Origin of the sequence: Pseudomonas sp. W2-17, from assembly GCF_041060445.1 — a bacterium.
GTDB lineage: Bacteria > Pseudomonadota > Gammaproteobacteria > Pseudomonadales > Pseudomonadaceae > Aquipseudomonas.
This window is the reverse complement of sequence record NZ_JAUFNS010000003.1, coordinates 32,492-49,504: the sequence shown is the minus strand read 5'-3', so window position 1 is coordinate 49,504 and position 17,013 is coordinate 32,492. Positions and strand designations below refer to the sequence as shown.

The window sequence follows — 17,013 nt, the reverse complement described above, 5'->3', positions numbered from 1 at the left end:
GGCAGTTTCTTCTTCAGTCACCGGTAAAGGGAGTGGCGGGTGAGTCTCACAGTCATTCGGCAGCGTAGTTCTTCAACAAGTTTTCAGCGTCTGGTGATTGGAGTTGCCCTGAGTATCCTTCTGGTCGGCTGCTCCAGCACGCCATCGGGCGGCGTGCGGGTTGTCGACCGAAACGGCAAGTCGACGGTGCCGACACGTCAACCGGTCACCACAGGTCAGTACGTCGTGAAGCGCGGCGACACGCTGTTTTCCATTGCATTCCGTTACGGCTGGGACTGGAAAGCGCTGGCCGCACGCAACAATATTCCGGAGCCATTCACCATTCATGTGGGTCAGACGATCCGTTTCGACGGGCGCGCCAGCTCGCCGTCCACGGCCGTGGCTTCTGGCTCGGCCAGCGTTCCGCAGACCACCACGAGCAGTTCGACATCGCCTTCCGGGTCGCTGAAAACCACCGTGATTTCGAGGCCCGTAGGCGCTGTCGCCGCCACGACGCCACCGCCGACCAGCAACTCGACGACCACGCCGGTCAACACAACCGTGGTCACCGGCGCCCGTTCTCCGAGCGGCTGGACATGGCCAACAAGCGGCGTTTTGATCAGCAAGTTCTCTTCAAACGGTAGTTTGAATAAAGGAATTGATATCGCTGGTGATTTGGGACAGCCTGTTTTGGCCGCGTCTGATGGGACCGTGGTATACGCCGGGAGTGGATTAAGGGGCTACGGCGAGTTGGTCATCATCAAACACAGCGATACCTACGTCAGTGCATACGGACATAACCGTCGGCTCTTGGTTCGGGAGGGGCAACAGGTCAAGGCAGGGCAAAGTATTGCCGAGATGGGCTCAACAGGGACTGACCGGGTGAAACTGCATTTCGAGATTCGCCGCCAGGGTAAGCCTGTAGATCCACTGGAATTCTTGCCACGTCGCTGATCGGTTGTCAGCCTGTTCCTGCGTAGAGGGGACAGGCTCAAGTGCTGCCATGGAAGAAGGCGTCACTGGAGCTTGAGGTCGAACTCACCAAAGGACTATAACAATGGCTCTCAGCAAAGAAGTGCCGGAGTTTGACATAGACGACGAGGTCCTCCTGATGGAGCCCGTAATCGTCCTGGATTCTGCAACGGATGAGAAGCCAGCTACACCTTCTGTTCGTGCAAAACCGAAAAACTCTGCAGCGCTCAAACAGCATAAGTACATTGACTACACGCGGGCACTGGATGCGACGCAGCTGTACCTCAATGAAATCGGTTTTTCCCCCCTGCTCTCCCCGGAAGAAGAAGTGCACTTTGCGCGACTGTCGCAAAGCGGCGATCCGGCTGGGCGCAAACGCATGATTGAGAGCAATCTGCGGCTGGTCGTGAAAATCGCCAGGCGCTATGTCAATCGTGGTCTGTCATTGCTGGACCTGATCGAAGAGGGCAATCTGGGCCTCATTCGAGCGGTCGAAAAATTCGATCCGGAGCGCGGATTCCGGTTCTCTACCTACGCCACCTGGTGGATCCGTCAGACCATCGAGCGCGCGATCATGAACCAGACGCGCACGATCCGCCTGCCGATTCATGTGGTCAAAGAGCTCAACGTCTACCTGCGCGCCGCGCGGGAGCTGACGCAGAAGCTGGACCACGAACCCTCTCCCGAAGAAATCGCCAACCTGCTGGAAAAGCCGGTCGGTGAGGTCAAGCGCATGCTGGGCCTCAACGAGCGCGTGTCTTCGGTGGATGTGTCTCTAGGGCCTGACTCCGACAAAACGCTGCTCGACACGCTCACGGACGATCGTCCTACCGACCCGTGCGAGCTGCTCCAGGACGATGATTTGTCCCAGAGCATCGATCAATGGCTGTCCGAGCTGACCGACAAACAGCGGGAAGTCGTTGTTCGTCGTTTCGGCCTTCGTGGGCATGAAAGCAGCACGCTGGAAGATGTCGGACTGGAAATCGGCCTCACCCGTGAGCGTGTACGCCAGATTCAAGTGGAAGGGTTGAAACGCCTTCGCGAGATTCTCGAGAAGAATGGTTTATCCAGCGAGTCACTCTTTCAATAAGCGTAGAGAGTTGGCGTAAGTTACATTGAGCAACACGAAAGCCCCGACGAGTCGGGGCTTTTTTTATGTCGGTTGAACGTGGTTTTGATGGATGCCCCATGACAGCGATTTGATGGGTCGACGTTCTTTTGCACAATCAGGTAAGTGATGCTTACTCAGGCTGTAAGCCGTTTCTTACGCGTTATGTGAGTCATCGTCTCTTCTTTGGCGGATCATGTCTCCGTCAGCTGAAAGCCAATCGTTATGTCGTTGATTTGATTGATCATTTCAAGAGAGTGTCAGCCGGCGTCTGAATTTTCCTGAAAACTCTCGGGCCTTGCCCTGACCGTTTAAATCACTAAGATCAGTCCTGTACCGACGGATTGGTACAGGCGGTCAAGGACGACTGCTCAAGGACATCGCAGGATGCGATTCATCAGGATGATGAAAAAGGATTGAAGGGATTATGGAAAAAATGTGGGCGGGTCAAACCGCCCCTTTTTTCGTCTGCAGAAAAGTGAGGCCGTGGAGGCCCAACGCAAAAAGGCCCCGAAGGGCCTTTTTTATCAGCAAGCGCTTAGCGCTCCAGATCGGCGATCTTGCCGGTCTTGCCGTCCCAGTCCTTGGCATCCGGCAGCGCGTCTTTGCGTTCCGTGATGTTGGGCCAGACGTCAGCCAGCTCTGCGTTCAGCTGAATGAAATTCTCCATGCCGGCCGGAATCTCGTCTTCCGAGAAGATCGCATTCGCCGGGCATTCAGGCTCGCACAGGGCGCAGTCGATGCACTCGTCCGGGTGAATCACCAGGAAGTTCGGGCCTTCGTAAAAGCAGTCCACCGGACAGACTTCTACGCAGTCGGTGTACTTGCACTTGATGCAGTTGTCGGTGACGACGAAGGTCATTTCTAATTCTCTCCTCAGGCGGCGGCAGCAAGGCCGTTCAGTCCGGCTTGCCAGGTACGGGACGTCCCCCGGCCGTAAAACTCAGCTTCTCGAGCAACGCGGCAGGCAAGGTGTCCTGCGCGGCGATGTCCGACCTTGGTTCGCTGCGTTCAAACGCGGCCAGGTGCGCTGTAAAGCCAGGCTAAAAGCTCACAGCGTCCCGAACCGCGCGGGATTCTAACAGCTTGTTACGAATGACGTTAGATGCGTGTCTTCATCGAATACAACAACTCAAGCGCCTGTCGCGGCGTCAGGTCGTCGATCTTCAGGTTCGACAACTCGTCCAGAACAGGGTGCGGCAAACTTGCGAACATATCGCTCTGCATCGGCAGCGGCGGTTTGCCCGGCTTGGCCTTGGGCTGTTCGTGGGGCAGGCTGGTGGTCTCCAGCCGCAACAGATGCTCCTTGGCCCGCGTGATGACGCGCCCCGGCACACCCGCCAGTTGCGCCACGGCAAGGCCATAACTCTGACTCGCCGGGCCCGGCAGCACGCGGTGCAGGAACACTATGCGCTCGTTGTGCTCGGTGGCATTCAGATGCACGTTAGCCACCAGCGGCTCGCTCTCCGGCAACACGGTCAGCTCGAAGTAATGCGTCGCGAACAGCGTGTACGCGCGCAGCTGGGCGAGGCATTCCGCCGCAGCCCACGCCAGGGAAAGCCCGTCGAAAGTGCTGGTGCCGCGTCCGACTTCATCCATCAGCACCAGGCTTTTGTCGGTGGCGTTGTGCAGAATGTTCGCTGTCTCGCTCATCTCCACCATGAAAGTGGAGCGTCCGCCGGCCAGGTCATCACTTGAACCGATACGCGTGAAGATACGGTCGACCAGCGAAAGCTCACAGCTTGCTGCCGGAACGAAGCTGCCGATATGGGCCAGCAGCACGATCAAAGCGGTCTGCCGCATGTAAGTGGATTTACCGCCCATGTTAGGACCGGTGATCACCAGCATGCGCGTGTTGTCGTTCAGGTCCAGGTCGTTGGCCACGAACGGCGACGACAAGACCTGCTCCACCACCGGGTGACGACCTTGCTCGATGCGCATGCACGGCTCGTCGGTGAAGCGCGGACGGTTGAGGTCCAGGTTGAGCGCGCGCTCGGCCAGGTTGCTCAGCACATCCAGCTCCGCCAGCGCGGCGGCGGTGTCCTGCAGCGGCGCCAGGTGACTGATCAGGTCTTCCAGCAGCGTCTCATAGAGCATCTTTTCCCGAGCCAGCGCGCGGCTCTTGGCCGACAACGCCTTGTCTTCGAATTCCTTGAGCTCCGGGGTGATAAAGCGCTCGGCGCCTTTAAGCGTCTGGCGGCGGATGTAATCGGCCGGTGCCTGTTCGGCCTGCTTGCTCGGCAGTTCGATGAAGTAGCCGTGCACGCGGTTGTAGCCGACCTTGAGATTGGCCAGCCCGGTGCGCGCCTTCTCCCGGGTTTCCAGATCGATGAGGAACTGCCCGGCGTTCTCGCTCAGGGACAGCAACTCGTCGAGCTCGGCGTCGTAACCGGTTTTCAGTACGCCGCCGTCGCGAATCACCGCAGGCGGGTTGTCGATGATCGCGCGTTGCAGCAGGTCGGCGAGCTCCGGGTAGGTGCTCGCGGTTTTTGCCAGTTGCTGGATGTGCGGCGCCTCAAGCTCGGCCAGTGCCAGCTGCAATTCGGGGAGGGCGCCGAGGGCATCACGCAGCCGCGCCAGGTCTCGCGGGCGGGCGTTGCGCAGGCCGATCCGCGCGAGAATGCGCTCGATGTCGCCGATCTCTTTCAGTTGCGGCTGCAGGTTCTCGAAGCGATAGCGTTCAAGGAAGCAGCCGATCGACTCTTGGCGGGCCTGAAGGATGTGCAGATCGCGCAGGGGACGGTTCAGCCATCGGGTCAGCAGGCGCGTGGCCATGGCGGTCTGGCAGCGATCCATCACCGACTGCAGCGTGTTGTCGCGCCCGCCCGCCAGGTTGGTGTCGAGTTCCAGGTTGCGGCGGCTGGCGCCGTCCAGAATGACCGTGTCGTCAAGGCGCTCATGGCGCAGGCTGCGTAAGTGAGGCAACGCCGTGCGTTGGGTTTCCTTGGCGTAACCCAGCAGGCAGCCGGCCGCGCCGATCGCCAGGGTCAGGTTCTCGCAGCCGAAGCCTTTCAGATCCTGAGTGGAGAACTGCTGACACAGGCTTTTATGCGCCGAATCGCGCTCGAAATCCCACGGCGCGCGACGACGGGTGCCACGGCGTTTTTCCGCTGGCAGCCCTTGGGGCCAGTCATCGGGAATCAGCAGCTCCACCGGATTGATGCGCTCAAGCTCGGCCAGCAGGTTTTCCCAACCCTTGATTTCCAGCACGGTGAAATTGCCGCTGGTGATGTCCAGCACGGCAAGCCCGAACAGGCGTTCGTCACCGAGCACGGCGGCGATCAGGTTGTCCCGACGCTCGTCCAGCAAGGCTTCGTCGCTGACGGTCCCCGGCGTGATGATGCGCACCACCTGACGATCAACCGGTCCTTTGCTGGTCGCCGGATCGCCGATCTGTTCGCAGATGACCACCGACTCGCCCAGTTTCACCAGCTTGGCCAGATAGCCTTCCGCCGCGTGATAGGGGATGCCGCACATGGGAATGCTTTGCCCCGCTGACTGGCCGCGCGCGGTCAACGTGATGTCGAGCAGCTTGGCCGCCTTCTTGGCGTCTTCGTAGAAGATCTCGTAGAAGTCACCCATGCGATAGAACATCAGCTGGTCGGGGTGCTGATTTTTCAGCCGCCAGTATTGCTGCATCATCGGGGTATGGCTGGAGAGGTCCGTATTCAAAGGGCTGAGCTCAATCTGTCTTTTTGACAATGGTTAACTGTCTAATACTACGGGAAATGTGCCGATCCGTCGCGCCACATCGCTCCCTTAGTCCGTAACAGACCTGGAACCCACTCCCTGTTGACGCTGGTAGGGTGGCTCGTTGATATTGCTCATGTAAGGAGGGTCGCTGCTGTGGCGGCTGGGTGAGGCTGGGGAAGGGAAGTTGAAAAAACTGGATGTCATAAGGAAAAAGTACCGGCTCCGCGCAGTAAAGGCGAACTGGCTGAACGAATTGAAGCGTCAGACTAGAACTTACGCTTCAACAAGCAAAGGGTCATCCCACAAAACGGGCGATCGGAGAGAGAAGATAATCGCGCCGCCTATCATTTCCATCTACGATTTCAACGCAACTAAGTCGGACGCTTTTGTACAAACTATGGCGTTCCTGGACAATATCAAGAAGAGATTTAAGCTCGCTAATTGTTATATAGATTTTAGCGGTACTGTCTCGGTGACCGCTGCTGCAATTGTTGTTGTTTACGCGGCGATTGAGCAGGCAGGTGTCGGTCGGCTTGGTAAGGCAGATATCATCTGGTCTAAGTCTTTTAGAATTAACGTGCTGCTCCGGCAGAGCAATGTTCCGAAGTTAATCCGCGGTTACAAGGTTTCGTATGACTTGACCAGCGTCAATCACATGCCGGTGGTCTCAAGTGTCGGTAATACGATGATGGATGAAATCGTGGATTTCATTCAGAATCGTATTTATGAAAATATGAGTGATGAGACCGAGCATGCCTACGGTGATGCGGTGTCTGAAACTATAAATAACGTAGGTTTCCATGCTTATCCCGAACGAGATGTCTCTCAGCGGAAGTGGTGGCTGATGTGTCACACACAAGGTAAAAAGCTTTATTTGGCTATTTACGACACCGGCGTGGGAATCCCTAGGACCGTCATCGAACGACGCTGGTTCATGGATTCATTCAAGTTCAGCTATCCGCAGGCTTTTAGAGATCTGATTGCTGAGAATCCGGGGAAGGAGAAGACCCTGCTCACATCAATCATCCCTTCGCGCATTAAGGACTCTGAACTGATAGGCATGTCGATGCGTGGCGACGTCTCTCGAACGAGGGAAGAAAAACATGGTCAAGGTAGCAAGAGTATCCTAGCATTGGTGGAGGAAACAGCCGAGGGCTTGCTGTGGGTATTTAGTAATGGTGGTGTGTACAGGTTCGATCAGGCAGTAAAAAAGCCGGAAATGTATGACTTACCGATGTCATTTCCCGGAACGCTAGTTCAGTGGAATATTGAGTTGCCATGATATGTTTATAATTAACGTAGTTAAAGATTTCAGCAAAAGGCCTTATGGTCGCTATCCGTTAAATGACGGCTTAGGCTGTGGGGAACTTTTCCGTCAAAACTTACTAGCACCTGCTCTCCGCAAACATGAGCATGTTCATGTTGATTTAGATGGGTATAATCGCTACGGACGTTCATTCTTGGATGAGGCTTTTGGGGGGTTAATACGCGAAGAGAAATTCACGTGGGCAGATCTTAAAAAAAGACTCACATACAGCCATTCTAAGGTTCGGACAATTGAGTTGCTCATTGAAGAGAGGCTCGAAGCAGCTAGGAAGGCATGTGAATGAATTTCGAAAACTTTCCCGCGCAGGTTACAGCTCTAGTAATCGGGTGGTCATTCACTGTTTATCTGCAGCAACGATCAAATCGCCGGGCTGAGTCGCTGAAACGTAAGGATAAAATTGTTGACAAGTTAGAAGAGCTGTCTGGCTGGCTTGAATCGGAAATTGAGAAAGAGATATTTAGCGCGCCCAGAGCTGAGTCCACATATTCAGGCATGCTTTCGCAAATTGAAATTAAGATTTCTCAGCTCAATAATCATGTTGGTAGACCCGTTTTCAATGTGGAGTCCCTTTCTACTTTGAGGGAGGTAGAGATATTCGAGTCCGCTAAGGAGAACATCGATACACCTTATTCAGTGAGGGAATCGGTCGCGGATATTGTAGAAGAAATCGAGTCGTGCTGTGATGGGGAGTATTTCGCTCGGCGAGGTATTGTGGGTCGGTTAAGATCGGGATGTTTGGTGCTCAATGATTATGTAAGGCAGCTGAGAGGATTCCTCATTTTCGTTGCCTGTGTTCTCATTGTCATGGCTATATATCAGTTCTATTATAAATACATGGCAAGACCTATTGGGACATGTGTTTACGGCAGTGTATGTCAGTCCGCGCCAGGGATGATAACTCCCGAAATCCACCGCCAACTTGATTCCCCCCGCGGGGATAGACCTAGCACCTTGGTGGGCCCCCCACAGAAATCCTGAGCGTCCTACGAAGGGGCCTGCTTATTCGGCATTTTAGGCGGGTCTGCGACGTCTATTTCCCTCAGGCGGAGGTACCTGGCAGTCATCTTGGCATCAGTGTGTCCACCCAGTTTTTGAGCATTGTTGCCTTGCTTGTCGGTGTCGGTCAGTGACTTGGCCCGAAGATCGTGGAGGGTGGTGCCGGTCACTCCCGCCTTCTTGCAGTCGGCCCGGAAAGCGTCCTTCACGGTCGCGTAAGCCACAGGTTTGCCCGCGCTGCGGGCAGTGAACAACGTCAGCCCGCGAACTCTCCGTGGCAGGGCCTTGATGCGCACAATCAGAGCTTCAAGGTCGGGTGTCATACGCACGACCAGCCGTGCTTTGGTCTTCTGCTGAGTGAAGGCGATCCCTTCGGCCGAGATGTCTGCCAGACGAATACCCAGTACGTCGCTGATCCGCTGACCGGTCAGGTAGCACATCTCGTAAATACACCGCATGTTGTCGCTTGCTACGGCGCAGATCGCGTTGAACTCACCGTCGGTGAGATATCGATCTCGCTTTTTCTCCGGGTGGCGTTTTATGCCGATGCACGGGTTGGAGTCGACAAGACCCTTTTCCAGCGCGTAAGCAAACACCATTCGCAGAAACGAGATGATGCGGTTGTTCATGTTCGGCGTGGCGGCTCCGTGCATCTTGATCGCCGCGACGTGGCGGGGCAGCACATCGCGTGGTTCGAATTCCGCCAGCTGATCTTTAAGCCGCTCAGCTGCAGAGCGGTACTGCTCGATCGTGTTGGCCGCCAGCTTGGGCTTCATGTACGCAAGTGCGTCATCGATCAGCTCAGCCATCCCGCCTTTTCCAGCACGGCCCTGCTCCCGCGCGTACGCCATCAAGGCGGCCTGATAGTCCGTGTCCAGGCGCTTCCATTTCCCCTTGCGCACCAGGTAGTAAGCCCCGTGCTTGAAATACATGCACGCCGGCAGGTGCCGGTCTTTTTTGCGCGGGCGCATATCCCTTCCTCAAGCAAGCCGCAACTGCGGTCCTTTCTTCGATTGAATCCCACCGAGGCGCGATATCACAACATCGCGCAGCACCTTTGGGTGCCCATCCCCGCCGACTGCGTATCCGTACCGCTCGGCCTCCAGCCACTTGATCTGGGCGCTCGGCTTAAGATAGCCCGTCAGATCGGCCACTTCTTGTGCTGTCAGAAACATGGCTACCTCCGTCCGGGGTCTATGCGGGGTTCATTGCCTGTTTCGCGTTTGCGATGGCTGTGCGGGCAGAAGAGCGAGCGCGGTCGAGATCAATCAACGCGTCCGCCATTCCATGTTTCTGATCGGCTTGAAGGTAGGCCTCGCTGGTGGTCAGTTCGGTGCGCCTTTCGTTTGCACGCTCAAGATTTTCCAGCGCCGCTAATAGCTCGTCGCGCTGCTGCGTCAGAACCATCCGATTACGCTGGAGATCGAAGTTGTTCAGGTCGCCGGATTCCAGGGCCTTGGTACTGATGTTCTTACAGGCCGCGATGCAGGCCGAGACGCGTCGCGCAGCATCCTCGGCGCCTTTGGTCGTAGGCTGACCAAAATTGACAACTGTCGCCTCGAAGCGCCCGGCGAGCGCCGCGTTAACTTCGGCCTTCGCGGTACTCTCGTCGGTACCTTTGGAGCGATGCAAAGCCTCATAGCGGCGCAGGGTTGCTGCCGCCTCGATCAGATCGGTCAGCAGAGCTTCGTTTGCTTCCTTGGCGCCGCGCTGGCGACCGACAGCGTACGAGGCGTCCTGAAACTGGATTGCTTCGTCACCCAAAGCACCAATTCGCTCAAGGTGCTGCGCGTGGATGCGCTCAATAAGTGTTTGGTCTTGGTGGTGGATCGGGTTTTCTTTGGACATGCGTATCTCCTGCCCGCCGTACACCGGCAGGCATGTGGATAGATGGGGAAGGGGTTACTTGTCAGATGTGCGTTTGCGGGCAGCCAGGACCAGTGCTTTCGAAGCCTTGGCGACACCACCGACAACGTCTTCGGGAAGGATCGCAGTGTTGCAGTGCGGGCAGAGCGGCGCGGTCTTCGTGCTACGCCAGGGTTCGTCCATCACCTTGGCTGCCCTGCTGCGCGCTTGGAACTGCTCAGCCTCGGCCAGTTCGGTCTCGCGTCGCTTGATGCGTCCAGCCGCTGCACTGAACATGCTGACCAACCCTTCAAACGCATCAAAGGCCTCAACTTCTGTTTCGCAGTCGCTGCACCAGATTCGTCGCTCGTGGTGGTCGTAGACCAGCTTTTGGTGTTTGCATGAGGAAGTCGGACGGCGAGTGAGTCCCCGAGAGACGCGTAAATCCTCAATCTGGACCACGTTCACGCCGTAGATGTAGTTCTGTGGCTCAATAGGCGCGCTCACGCCGTCACCTGCTGAATATTCGACTCAACCCATTCCCGCATGCGCACCCATCGCTGCTCAGGCGTTTCTGCGTTCCAGCTGCCCTCGTCGTTCATGAAGACAATCTCAGCGGCAAGCGCCGGAGCGATGCCGAACGCCTCTGCCACGCCTTCACGATCATCAGGGTCAAGGGTTTCCATGTTGATGCCGCGCTTGGCCCCAAGCACGCCGATCGTGCAGAACTGCCCATCAGCCTCCAGGACGTCAGCGACCAAGCGCTTTTCTGGCATGGCATCCATTGCGTCGCGAAGCTCAAGCAGGAACGCCTGGCCGCGCTTGCCCTTCAGGGCCGAAGTCACGGCGCCGCGCCAGCAGATCAGGCTCCAGTTTTCGCAATCGTCGCTGTATCCGCTGCGGCTCATGGCGTCACCAGTGGTCTTACCCAAACGCAGATGGGACCTTCTTCAGTGTCATGAATGGAGAAAATGAACCAGCCATCTCCAGCGGGCTTGGTAGGGTTCCAAGGTGTGCAATCGGTTTCGCCTTCGCCAAACCACGCCGCTACCAAGTCCTCTGGACCATCGTTTTCCATTGTAAGGAGGCCGAACTCAAGGCCATGGTCGGCGAACCAGCTATAGGGAAGCTGACTTTCTTCGCCGTCATCCGGCCAAGCTGGGTGGGTCCATTGGCCGTACTGGTCGCGCTCAACCGGCAATTGGATGATTTTCTGCTTATCTTCAGGCATGACTTCGTCCTCGCCGCATACGCAGCAGGCAATAGGTATAGGATGGGTGATGGCGGCGATCTGACTGGATGAATCCGTGCGTCAGTGCCGACCAGAGGTAGTCGATTTCCGATTAGCTCACGCTTGAGGATCTTTCACATGCAGTCCGCTCAGAATTTCAGATACGAAGCGCATCAGTTGATATTGGTATTGGATGGCGCAACTGCTGCGATGATGGGTTTGATCTCCGCATCATTGATCGGTACCGAGGAGTGGAGATCGGCCGTAAGCGCGCAACAGGAAGCGTTCGTTGAGCTGCACCTTCATCTCAGTCAGGCTGCCACCTAATCGCAGCAGTCAACAGGGATAGGGTGGTGCCGAACGGGCGGCGGGTTTATTGCGGGTTGGCAGGGTGTGTCGCGTTCCACTGCTCGAAGGCTTCTTGCGTGGTGGTGGCTGTAATCGTTTCGTCGCAGGTGTGACAGAAGGCCTTGCCACCGCACGCGCCGACGTCGCCGTGGCCCTGCTTGCATGGGTTCATGTGCCAGTCTTCTTCGTTTGGCGCTGGCGCATCTTGCCCGCGGCTCTCGTCGACGTTGTGGGCGATGGGGGTGGCGGGCTGGCCGACCCTGAGAAATGCTCCGACCTTCATCTGCCAAACTGTGCCGGGAATATTGATATCGTTCAGCAACTCCTGCGCCTTGGTCAGCTCGGATTGTAGGTTTCCGTGCATCCTGACCCAGCGGTCGCGCTGCATTTTCAGCTCGTCTCTGTGCTCGGTCAGTTCTTTCACGTTTGCCAGCAGCCCGTCACGCTCGGCGGTCAGGCAGGTGACGTGGTCGTCGAAGTCTTTCGCTAAAACCACTTGGCGCTGCATGGTTGTAGCTCCCACATGAATATTGACTTTGTAGCGCAGCACTTCCACATCGCCAGCAGGCGGCACAGCTTCACCGCGACAATGCGCCAGGCGCTCTGCAGGACAATTGCTCAAACGCTTTGCTTGATTGCTCATAACCCCTCCTGCGGCGCAACGATGCCGCTTGCTTGAATGACGGCCATTTTCAGATGACCGGCCAGTTCGATTTCCACGTTGGCGCCTCTCGAGATTTGCCAGCCGGGCAGATACGCCACGGTGTCACACGTGAGCATCTGGCGGATCGCGTCACGCATGCACATGTGCCAGGGCGCGTCGGCGGGTAGCGGGTTCTCGGCGGGATTCTCGACTGTGTAGCCAAGTGCGCGGAGTCGGGCGGCCTCTGCGTTGAATGCCGGGTAGTTGTAATCGGGCAGGCCCGTCATGGGCCCGCTTAAATAGATTTTCACCATAGGAGTCTTCCGCGTAAGGTAAGCCGAGCAAACCAGGAGTCGGCGTTTATGCCAAGTGGAAGCGACACGAAAGTATTCATCGACAGGAATCTGAGATTCGGCGCGTTTTGGAGGGATCCATGCGGGGATCTAATCTTATTTGATCCCCGTAGCGCCGAACGGCTGTTCAAAGCAGACCTGACTAGATGGAATGATCACAGGCAACAACTAGTTCATCCAGAAGATAAACATTACGATGATGACCTACTGTGCGCAGCGTATGATTTTTCACTGGGTGGCATCTACGTTAATAAGGATACCGTGCAGCGCCTCACCCTTCCGCTAGGCTCCTATTACCCCCGGGTGTGGCGCGGTATACCAAGCAAAGGATTCATGGAAGGTTACGTTTCGAGAGCACCCACCGTAGCGGAGCACTCCGCAAAGCTTCAATCTACGGTTGCTGCCACCAGCTTGTTCCAGGAGTTGGAGGGGCTGTTTCGATATATCGAGCCAGACCCTAATAACGCAGCTGCTTACGGGCACAAGATCCGAGAGTTATTGATTCTAGCGTGCACAGAGGTCGAAGCTAGTTGGCGCGGCGTTATTGTCGCTAATTGCTCTGAGATCAAATGCAGCACTCTCACCACCCGGGATTACGTCAAACTTCTCCCATTGCTGAGACTGGATCAATGGTCCGTGCGCCTGAAGAATTACTTTTCGTATGAAACAATTTGCCCGTTCGAAGGGTGGACCTCTGACAGGCCTACCAAGAGTCTGAGCTGGTACGATGCATACAACGCCGTTAAACATGATAGGGAGGGAAATTTCAGCAAGGCAAGCATTGAACATCTATTACAGGCAATGGCAGCTGTGCACGTGCTACAGATGGCTCAATGGGGGCCGGATATCTATAGCGAAATATTCCAAAGTAACTTCTCCCCATTTCGGGTTATTAAAACACCCACATTGTCCGTGTCCGACATGTACGTGTGTCCACCTGGCTATAAAAGCGAAGCCGTACTGTATTTCGATTAACGGGGTATCAACCGCGCTGTTCAATCCCCACAGAAGCAGGCGATCTCGTCCTCGTGGTCGGCGAACATGTCGAATTGGGTGTCGGCGTAATCAAGCATCTGCTGATAGCTCGGTCGGTCGAAGCGGAACAGCGCGCCGTCGCCGGTGGTGCTTGAGCTGGATTTAGCAGTCCGCTCCATGCGTGCCCACCATTCAGCCTTCTGCCTGTCGCTGGCGATGATCGAATAAACCTGCTTGGCGCCCTTGAGGAAGCATAGGTCGCAGTTGCCCTCCAGCGTTCGGCCATTGATGGTCGGCAACATCAGATCGAAAGGCTGAGCTTTCCAGAAATCGGTCACGTCCTGCACTCCTACGCCGGCGTCCGCCAGCGGCATCACCATCGTTGCGTGCTTGCTCTCGCTGGTGGTCTTGCGGTGACGGATCTTCGCTACTCGTCTGGGCTCATCGGCGCGGATGCCGGTCATCATGTCCACCGGTGTCTCTTCGGTGGAGCAGCCCACCATCCTCAGGTATTTGTGGATGACCCTAATCTTCAGGTCGATGGTGCAGAAACGCGTGACAGGATTCGGCAGGTAGCTGCGTTTCCTGATCAGGTCCTCGAACGGCTGCCCATCCCGACTGGCGGTTTCGTAATCGACGATCGCGAATCCGCGGTCATCGTCTCGGTATTCAAGCCAAACAATCGGCACGCCCCAGCGCTCGGAGCACTCCTGAACGAAATCCAGTGTGGCGGGGTGCTCCTTGCCGGTGTTGGCGAACGTGACGATCAAATCGCCCAGATCATCGTTGCTGTCCAGTACCTGGCGCAGCATGTACGCGCTGGTCCGGCCGCCGGAAAAGCTGACGACAGTCGTCCCGGACATGTTGTAGGGAGACATGGCTGATCCTCGCCAGTGGCGTGATTCGTGGAAGTTGGGTGAAGATGCTCCGGCCGGTGGAAGGCCGGGAGTTGTATTTAGGGAGATCAAAAATTGAAGCGACTTTTTGCCAACAAATGGATCGTTACCGGGATAGCATTTCTTTCGTTCGCAGTAGGAGCATGGGCCAGCGATCATTGTCATCAATCAATGTGGCTTGCCAGGTCCGGAGCAGTTGCGGTTGCAATGGGCATATTTCTGATGGCTAATGCTCAACTCAACGGGGTGGACATCCAAGATGTCTGGGACGAGTCCAGTAGATTCAGAGTTGATGATCCAAGGCATTACCAAGAGCGCAAAGAAGCTGTACCTAACTGGGTCAAACAGCACAGTTCAGCGCGTTTTGCTGTTGAGGTGTTGGGGCCTGTGGTCACGTTGACGGGGACTGTTATTTGGGGTTTTGGAGATCTCATACCTTTCTGAGCTCCGCCGCGTCATAGAAAACATCCATTTGCGCCGCGCCATCCAGCCAGGCCGCATCGATACGAGCTCGCGCCATGGCTGCGTAATCTGGGTTCAACTCGCAGATGATCGAGCGACGACCCTCCTGCATCGAAACCAGCGACGTGGTACCGGCGCCGCCGAATGGGTCCAGCACAACTCCATCGCGCGGCGCGCCTGCCAGAATGCATGGCCTAATCAGGTCTGGCGGGAAGGTGGCGAAGTGGGCGCCCTTGAAACTGTGGGTGGCCACAGTCCAAACAGAGCGCTTGTTTCGCTCCGTGGGCATGATTGCAAGGGCCGAATTCATTGACTCGTTGTCCTTGACTCGGCCGGTCTGGCGGGGCTCTCCCTCCGCGTATCCCCAGCCAACGCCGTTTGACTTGCGCACTGTGGCCTTCATGTTCCCGTTACTCTTTGTACCGCCGTTGGCGCGCTCGCTTCCGATCTGGGCTTGTACGTCCTGCGACAGCCGCGCGTGAGTGTTCGGGGAGCACGGTTCGAGAATGGCCGGCTGGTCGAAGTAGTACTTCTTCGATTTGCTCAGCAGGAAGATATATTCGTGCGACTTGGTGCACCTGTCTCGCACGCTCTCAGGCATCGGGTTCGGCTTGTTCCAGATGATGTCCTGCCTCAGATACCAGCCATCGTCCTGCAGGGCGAAGGCGAGACGCCACGGCATGCCCATCAAGTCCTTTGCCTTGAACCCATCCGGCGGGGTGCGCCGATGGCCGCGCCGCACAGCCCCGCGAGTTGCTATCGACACCACGTCGTGTTTGCCGGCAGAACCCCCTTCGGCGTAGCCGCCGGCGACTGACGCGTAGCTGTCACCCATGTTCACCCAGATCGTTCCGTCGTCTCGGAGTACTCGACGCACTTCGCGGAACACGGCAACCAGTCGCGCGATGAACTCGGCGGGCGTTTCTTCCAAGCCGATCTGCCCCTCAACGCCGTAATCGCGCAGACCGAAGTAAGGCGGGCTGGTCACGCAGGTGTGAACTGACTGGTCCGGCAGCGTCCGCATCATATCGATGCAGTCGCCGACCAGGATCTGGTGCTGCTGGCTCATGGTTCGATTCCATGCGATGGGAAATATGGCCTACGCTTACCGCTCCACAGGAAGGGATACGGCATGTACGAAGATCGAGAGAAGGGTTTGCATCTTGCGCTCAAGGCAGTGCTAAGCGTTGCGCAGAAGAGGGGGTTGAACTTAGATGATCTTACAGAGGCGGTAGCTGATGAGCTGCTGCAGTACAAGTCTTATGATTCGCAGCATGTGCCGACTGCCATCAAGGAGATCGAGCTTGCGGTTGACGCGCTGTTGGTCTGATTGATTAGGCTGCTGCGGCCTGGGCCTTCTGCGCCGTGATCGCCTTGGCGGCATGGTTGATCATGTACAGGCACTGCACCAGTCCTTGTGATGGCTCATCTACGCGGTTTTCGTACCACTCATCACCCAGGCAAAGCGGCTCGCTGTTATCGCGCATGAACATCATGGCTTCTTCAGTAAAGGCGACGTCATGCGCTGCATCGAGGGCATCATCCCAGTGCATCCAGCGGTCATCGGTGTGGCTCATGTCCCGCCGCTTCGCCAGGACAAGCTGTCGAAATTCAGGCCACTGGACCGCGTCAACTTGATCAGGATCCTGTAGCCACTCAGGAAGCGATTCGAACATCTCTTCCTCGCACTCTTCACGCAGGGCCTGGGCGATGTTGCGCATCAACACTTCGCGGAATAGGCGCTCGCTGAAACTGCGCTTCTTGCACACCTCACTCAGTTTCGTGTGCAGGTAGTAGGTCACGTCGTCACCAGCCAAAAACTCAATGCCGTAGCCCAGGCCCACGCTGAAGGTCAGGTTGTCGATGTCACCGACTACGGCGATACCGAAGCGCGTCATAAGGATGTCGAAGGCGTAGAAGGTGTTTTTTGCAGCTTTGCAGCGCCAGATCACTGCGTCTTTCTGGTCGACGATGCAGGTGTATTCGTGATCGACCATGTTTTCTGCGGCGCGGGCCCGATAGTCCTGCTCAGTTTTCTTGCGCTTCGCGATCGCTGCTCGGCGTTGAGCTTCGTATTTGTCGCTCATGGTGATCTCCATGTGTGCGCCACCCTCCGAAAGTTCGGTGGCGAATAGGTTGGTGGTAGGCTATACGTGGGGACCGGGAATCAGCCGTATGAGGGATT

At 56.6% G+C, this 17,013-nt stretch carries 22 protein-coding genes; 9 read left to right on the top strand and 13 right to left on the bottom strand.

Going from position 1 to position 17,013, the window contains the following annotated elements:
* Window positions 1–39: 39 nt before the first annotated feature.
* Both QWI20_RS04360 and rpoS read left to right on the top strand, forming a co-directional pair.
* Entirely contained in the window at window positions 40–933 is an 894-nt protein-coding gene (locus QWI20_RS04360) for a peptidoglycan DD-metalloendopeptidase family protein (protein WP_192170840.1), read from the top strand.
* A gap of 103 nt (window positions 934–1,036) precedes the next feature.
* Window positions 1,037–2,041: an RNA polymerase sigma factor RpoS gene (rpoS, locus tag QWI20_RS04355; RefSeq protein ID WP_065989798.1), complete on the top strand. Its 1,005-nt coding sequence runs from the start codon at window positions 1,037–1,039 to the stop codon at window positions 2,039–2,041.
* A gap of 556 nt (window positions 2,042–2,597) precedes the next feature.
* On the opposite strand, the gene fdxA is transcribed toward rpoS, so the two are convergent.
* Window positions 2,598–2,921, bottom strand: a complete 324-nt coding sequence (fdxA, locus tag QWI20_RS04350) for a ferredoxin FdxA (protein WP_369304363.1) — start codon at window positions 2,919–2,921, stop codon at window positions 2,598–2,600.
* Window positions 2,922–3,160: 239 nt separating this feature from the next.
* Window positions 3,161–5,701 carry a DNA mismatch repair protein MutS gene (gene mutS / locus QWI20_RS04345; RefSeq protein WP_369304591.1) on the bottom strand — a complete coding sequence of 847 codons (2,541 nt, stop codon included), beginning with the start codon at window positions 5,699–5,701 and terminating at the stop codon, window positions 3,161–3,163.
* Between the two features lie 235 nt (window positions 5,702–5,936).
* On the opposite strand from mutS, the gene QWI20_RS04340 reads away from it, so the two are divergent.
* Genes QWI20_RS04340 through QWI20_RS04330 form a run of 3 tightly spaced genes read left to right on the top strand, consistent with a single transcriptional unit; the run spans window position 5,937 to window position 8,057 of the window.
* Window positions 5,937–7,034 carry a hypothetical protein gene (locus QWI20_RS04340; protein ID WP_369304362.1) on the top strand — a complete coding sequence of 366 codons (1,098 nt, stop codon included), beginning with the start codon at window positions 5,937–5,939 and terminating at the stop codon, window positions 7,032–7,034.
* A 1-nt stretch (window position 7,035) separates the two neighbouring features.
* Window positions 7,036–7,362: an STAS-like domain-containing protein gene (locus tag QWI20_RS04335; protein ID WP_369304360.1), complete on the top strand. Its 327-nt coding sequence runs from the start codon at window positions 7,036–7,038 to the stop codon at window positions 7,360–7,362.
* A complete protein-coding gene (locus QWI20_RS04330; RefSeq protein ID WP_369304359.1) occupies window positions 7,359–8,057 on the top strand; it encodes a hypothetical protein in 699 nt (232 codons plus the stop codon). Before QWI20_RS04335 ends, QWI20_RS04330 begins: the two co-directional genes overlap by 4 nt.
* A gap of 5 nt (window positions 8,058–8,062) precedes the next feature.
* Here QWI20_RS04330 and QWI20_RS04325 read toward each other — a convergent pair whose 3' ends face one another.
* Genes QWI20_RS04325 through QWI20_RS04300 form a run of 6 tightly spaced genes read right to left on the bottom strand, consistent with a single transcriptional unit; the run spans window position 8,063 to window position 11,151 of the window.
* The gene (locus QWI20_RS04325) at window positions 8,063–9,046 is read right to left on the bottom strand and encodes a tyrosine-type recombinase/integrase (RefSeq protein WP_369304358.1); all 984 of its coding nucleotides are present in this window, start codon (window positions 9,044–9,046) and stop codon (window positions 8,063–8,065) included.
* 9 nt (window positions 9,047–9,055) lie between these two features.
* Entirely contained in the window at window positions 9,056–9,250 is a 195-nt protein-coding gene (locus QWI20_RS04320) for a DUF4224 domain-containing protein (RefSeq protein ID WP_282372965.1), read from the bottom strand.
* Between the two features lie 19 nt (window positions 9,251–9,269).
* Entirely contained in the window at window positions 9,270–9,923 is a 654-nt protein-coding gene (locus QWI20_RS04315) for a hypothetical protein (RefSeq protein WP_369304357.1), read from the bottom strand.
* A gap of 54 nt (window positions 9,924–9,977) precedes the next feature.
* Complete coding sequence (locus tag QWI20_RS04310) at window positions 9,978–10,427, bottom strand: hypothetical protein (protein WP_369304356.1); 450 nt, start codon at window positions 10,425–10,427, stop codon at window positions 9,978–9,980.
* Window positions 10,424–10,828, bottom strand: coding sequence for a hypothetical protein (locus QWI20_RS04305; protein WP_369304355.1), 405 nt, complete (start codon window positions 10,826–10,828; stop codon window positions 10,424–10,426). The genes QWI20_RS04310 and QWI20_RS04305 overlap by 4 nt, the downstream gene beginning before the upstream one ends.
* Window positions 10,825–11,151 (bottom strand): hypothetical protein, encoded by a 327-nt coding sequence (locus QWI20_RS04300; RefSeq protein WP_369304354.1) that lies wholly within the window; start codon window positions 11,149–11,151, stop codon window positions 10,825–10,827. Before QWI20_RS04300 ends, QWI20_RS04305 begins: the two co-directional genes overlap by 4 nt.
* Before the next feature lie 138 nt (window positions 11,152–11,289).
* Here QWI20_RS04300 and QWI20_RS04295 point away from each other — a divergent pair, with 138 nt between their 5' ends.
* Complete coding sequence (locus QWI20_RS04295) at window positions 11,290–11,478, top strand: hypothetical protein (RefSeq protein WP_369304352.1); 189 nt, start codon at window positions 11,290–11,292, stop codon at window positions 11,476–11,478.
* Between the two features lie 46 nt (window positions 11,479–11,524).
* Here the strand turns inward: QWI20_RS04295 and QWI20_RS04290 are convergent, their stop codons facing one another.
* Together QWI20_RS04290 and QWI20_RS04285 are read right to left on the bottom strand one after the other, a co-directional pair.
* The gene (locus QWI20_RS04290; protein ID WP_369304351.1) at window positions 11,525–12,142 is read right to left on the bottom strand and encodes a hypothetical protein; all 618 of its coding nucleotides are present in this window, start codon (window positions 12,140–12,142) and stop codon (window positions 11,525–11,527) included.
* Complete coding sequence (locus QWI20_RS04285; protein ID WP_369304349.1) at window positions 12,139–12,456, bottom strand: DUF4406 domain-containing protein; 318 nt, start codon at window positions 12,454–12,456, stop codon at window positions 12,139–12,141. Before QWI20_RS04285 ends, QWI20_RS04290 begins: the two co-directional genes overlap by 4 nt.
* Before the next feature lie 48 nt (window positions 12,457–12,504).
* On the opposite strand from QWI20_RS04285, the gene QWI20_RS04280 reads away from it, so the two are divergent.
* On the top strand, window positions 12,505–13,470 hold the full coding sequence (locus QWI20_RS04280) for a hypothetical protein (RefSeq protein WP_369304348.1): 966 nt from the start codon (window positions 12,505–12,507) through the stop codon (window positions 13,468–13,470).
* Between the two features lie 20 nt (window positions 13,471–13,490).
* Here the strand turns inward: QWI20_RS04280 and QWI20_RS04275 are convergent, their stop codons facing one another.
* Window positions 13,491–14,348, bottom strand: coding sequence for a phosphoadenosine phosphosulfate reductase family protein (locus QWI20_RS04275; protein ID WP_369304347.1), 858 nt, complete (start codon window positions 14,346–14,348; stop codon window positions 13,491–13,493).
* 93 nt (window positions 14,349–14,441) lie between these two features.
* On the opposite strand from QWI20_RS04275, the gene QWI20_RS04270 reads away from it, so the two are divergent.
* Window positions 14,442–14,810, top strand: a complete 369-nt coding sequence (locus QWI20_RS04270) for a hypothetical protein (RefSeq protein WP_369304346.1) — start codon at window positions 14,442–14,444, stop codon at window positions 14,808–14,810.
* Here the strand turns inward: QWI20_RS04270 and QWI20_RS04265 are convergent.
* Window positions 14,797–15,897 carry a site-specific DNA-methyltransferase gene (locus tag QWI20_RS04265; protein WP_369304345.1) on the bottom strand — a complete coding sequence of 367 codons (1,101 nt, stop codon included), beginning with the start codon at window positions 15,895–15,897 and terminating at the stop codon, window positions 14,797–14,799. The two genes, QWI20_RS04270 and QWI20_RS04265, sit on opposite strands and share 14 nt — an antisense overlap.
* A gap of 63 nt (window positions 15,898–15,960) precedes the next feature.
* On the opposite strand from QWI20_RS04265, the gene QWI20_RS04260 reads away from it, so the two are divergent.
* On the top strand, window positions 15,961–16,158 hold the full coding sequence (locus tag QWI20_RS04260; RefSeq protein ID WP_282372979.1) for a hypothetical protein: 198 nt from the start codon (window positions 15,961–15,963) through the stop codon (window positions 16,156–16,158).
* A gap of 4 nt (window positions 16,159–16,162) precedes the next feature.
* Here QWI20_RS04260 and QWI20_RS04255 read toward each other — a convergent pair whose 3' ends face one another.
* Complete coding sequence (locus tag QWI20_RS04255; RefSeq protein WP_369304343.1) at window positions 16,163–16,915, bottom strand: hypothetical protein; 753 nt, start codon at window positions 16,913–16,915, stop codon at window positions 16,163–16,165.
* Window positions 16,916–17,013: the final 98 nt, after the last annotated feature.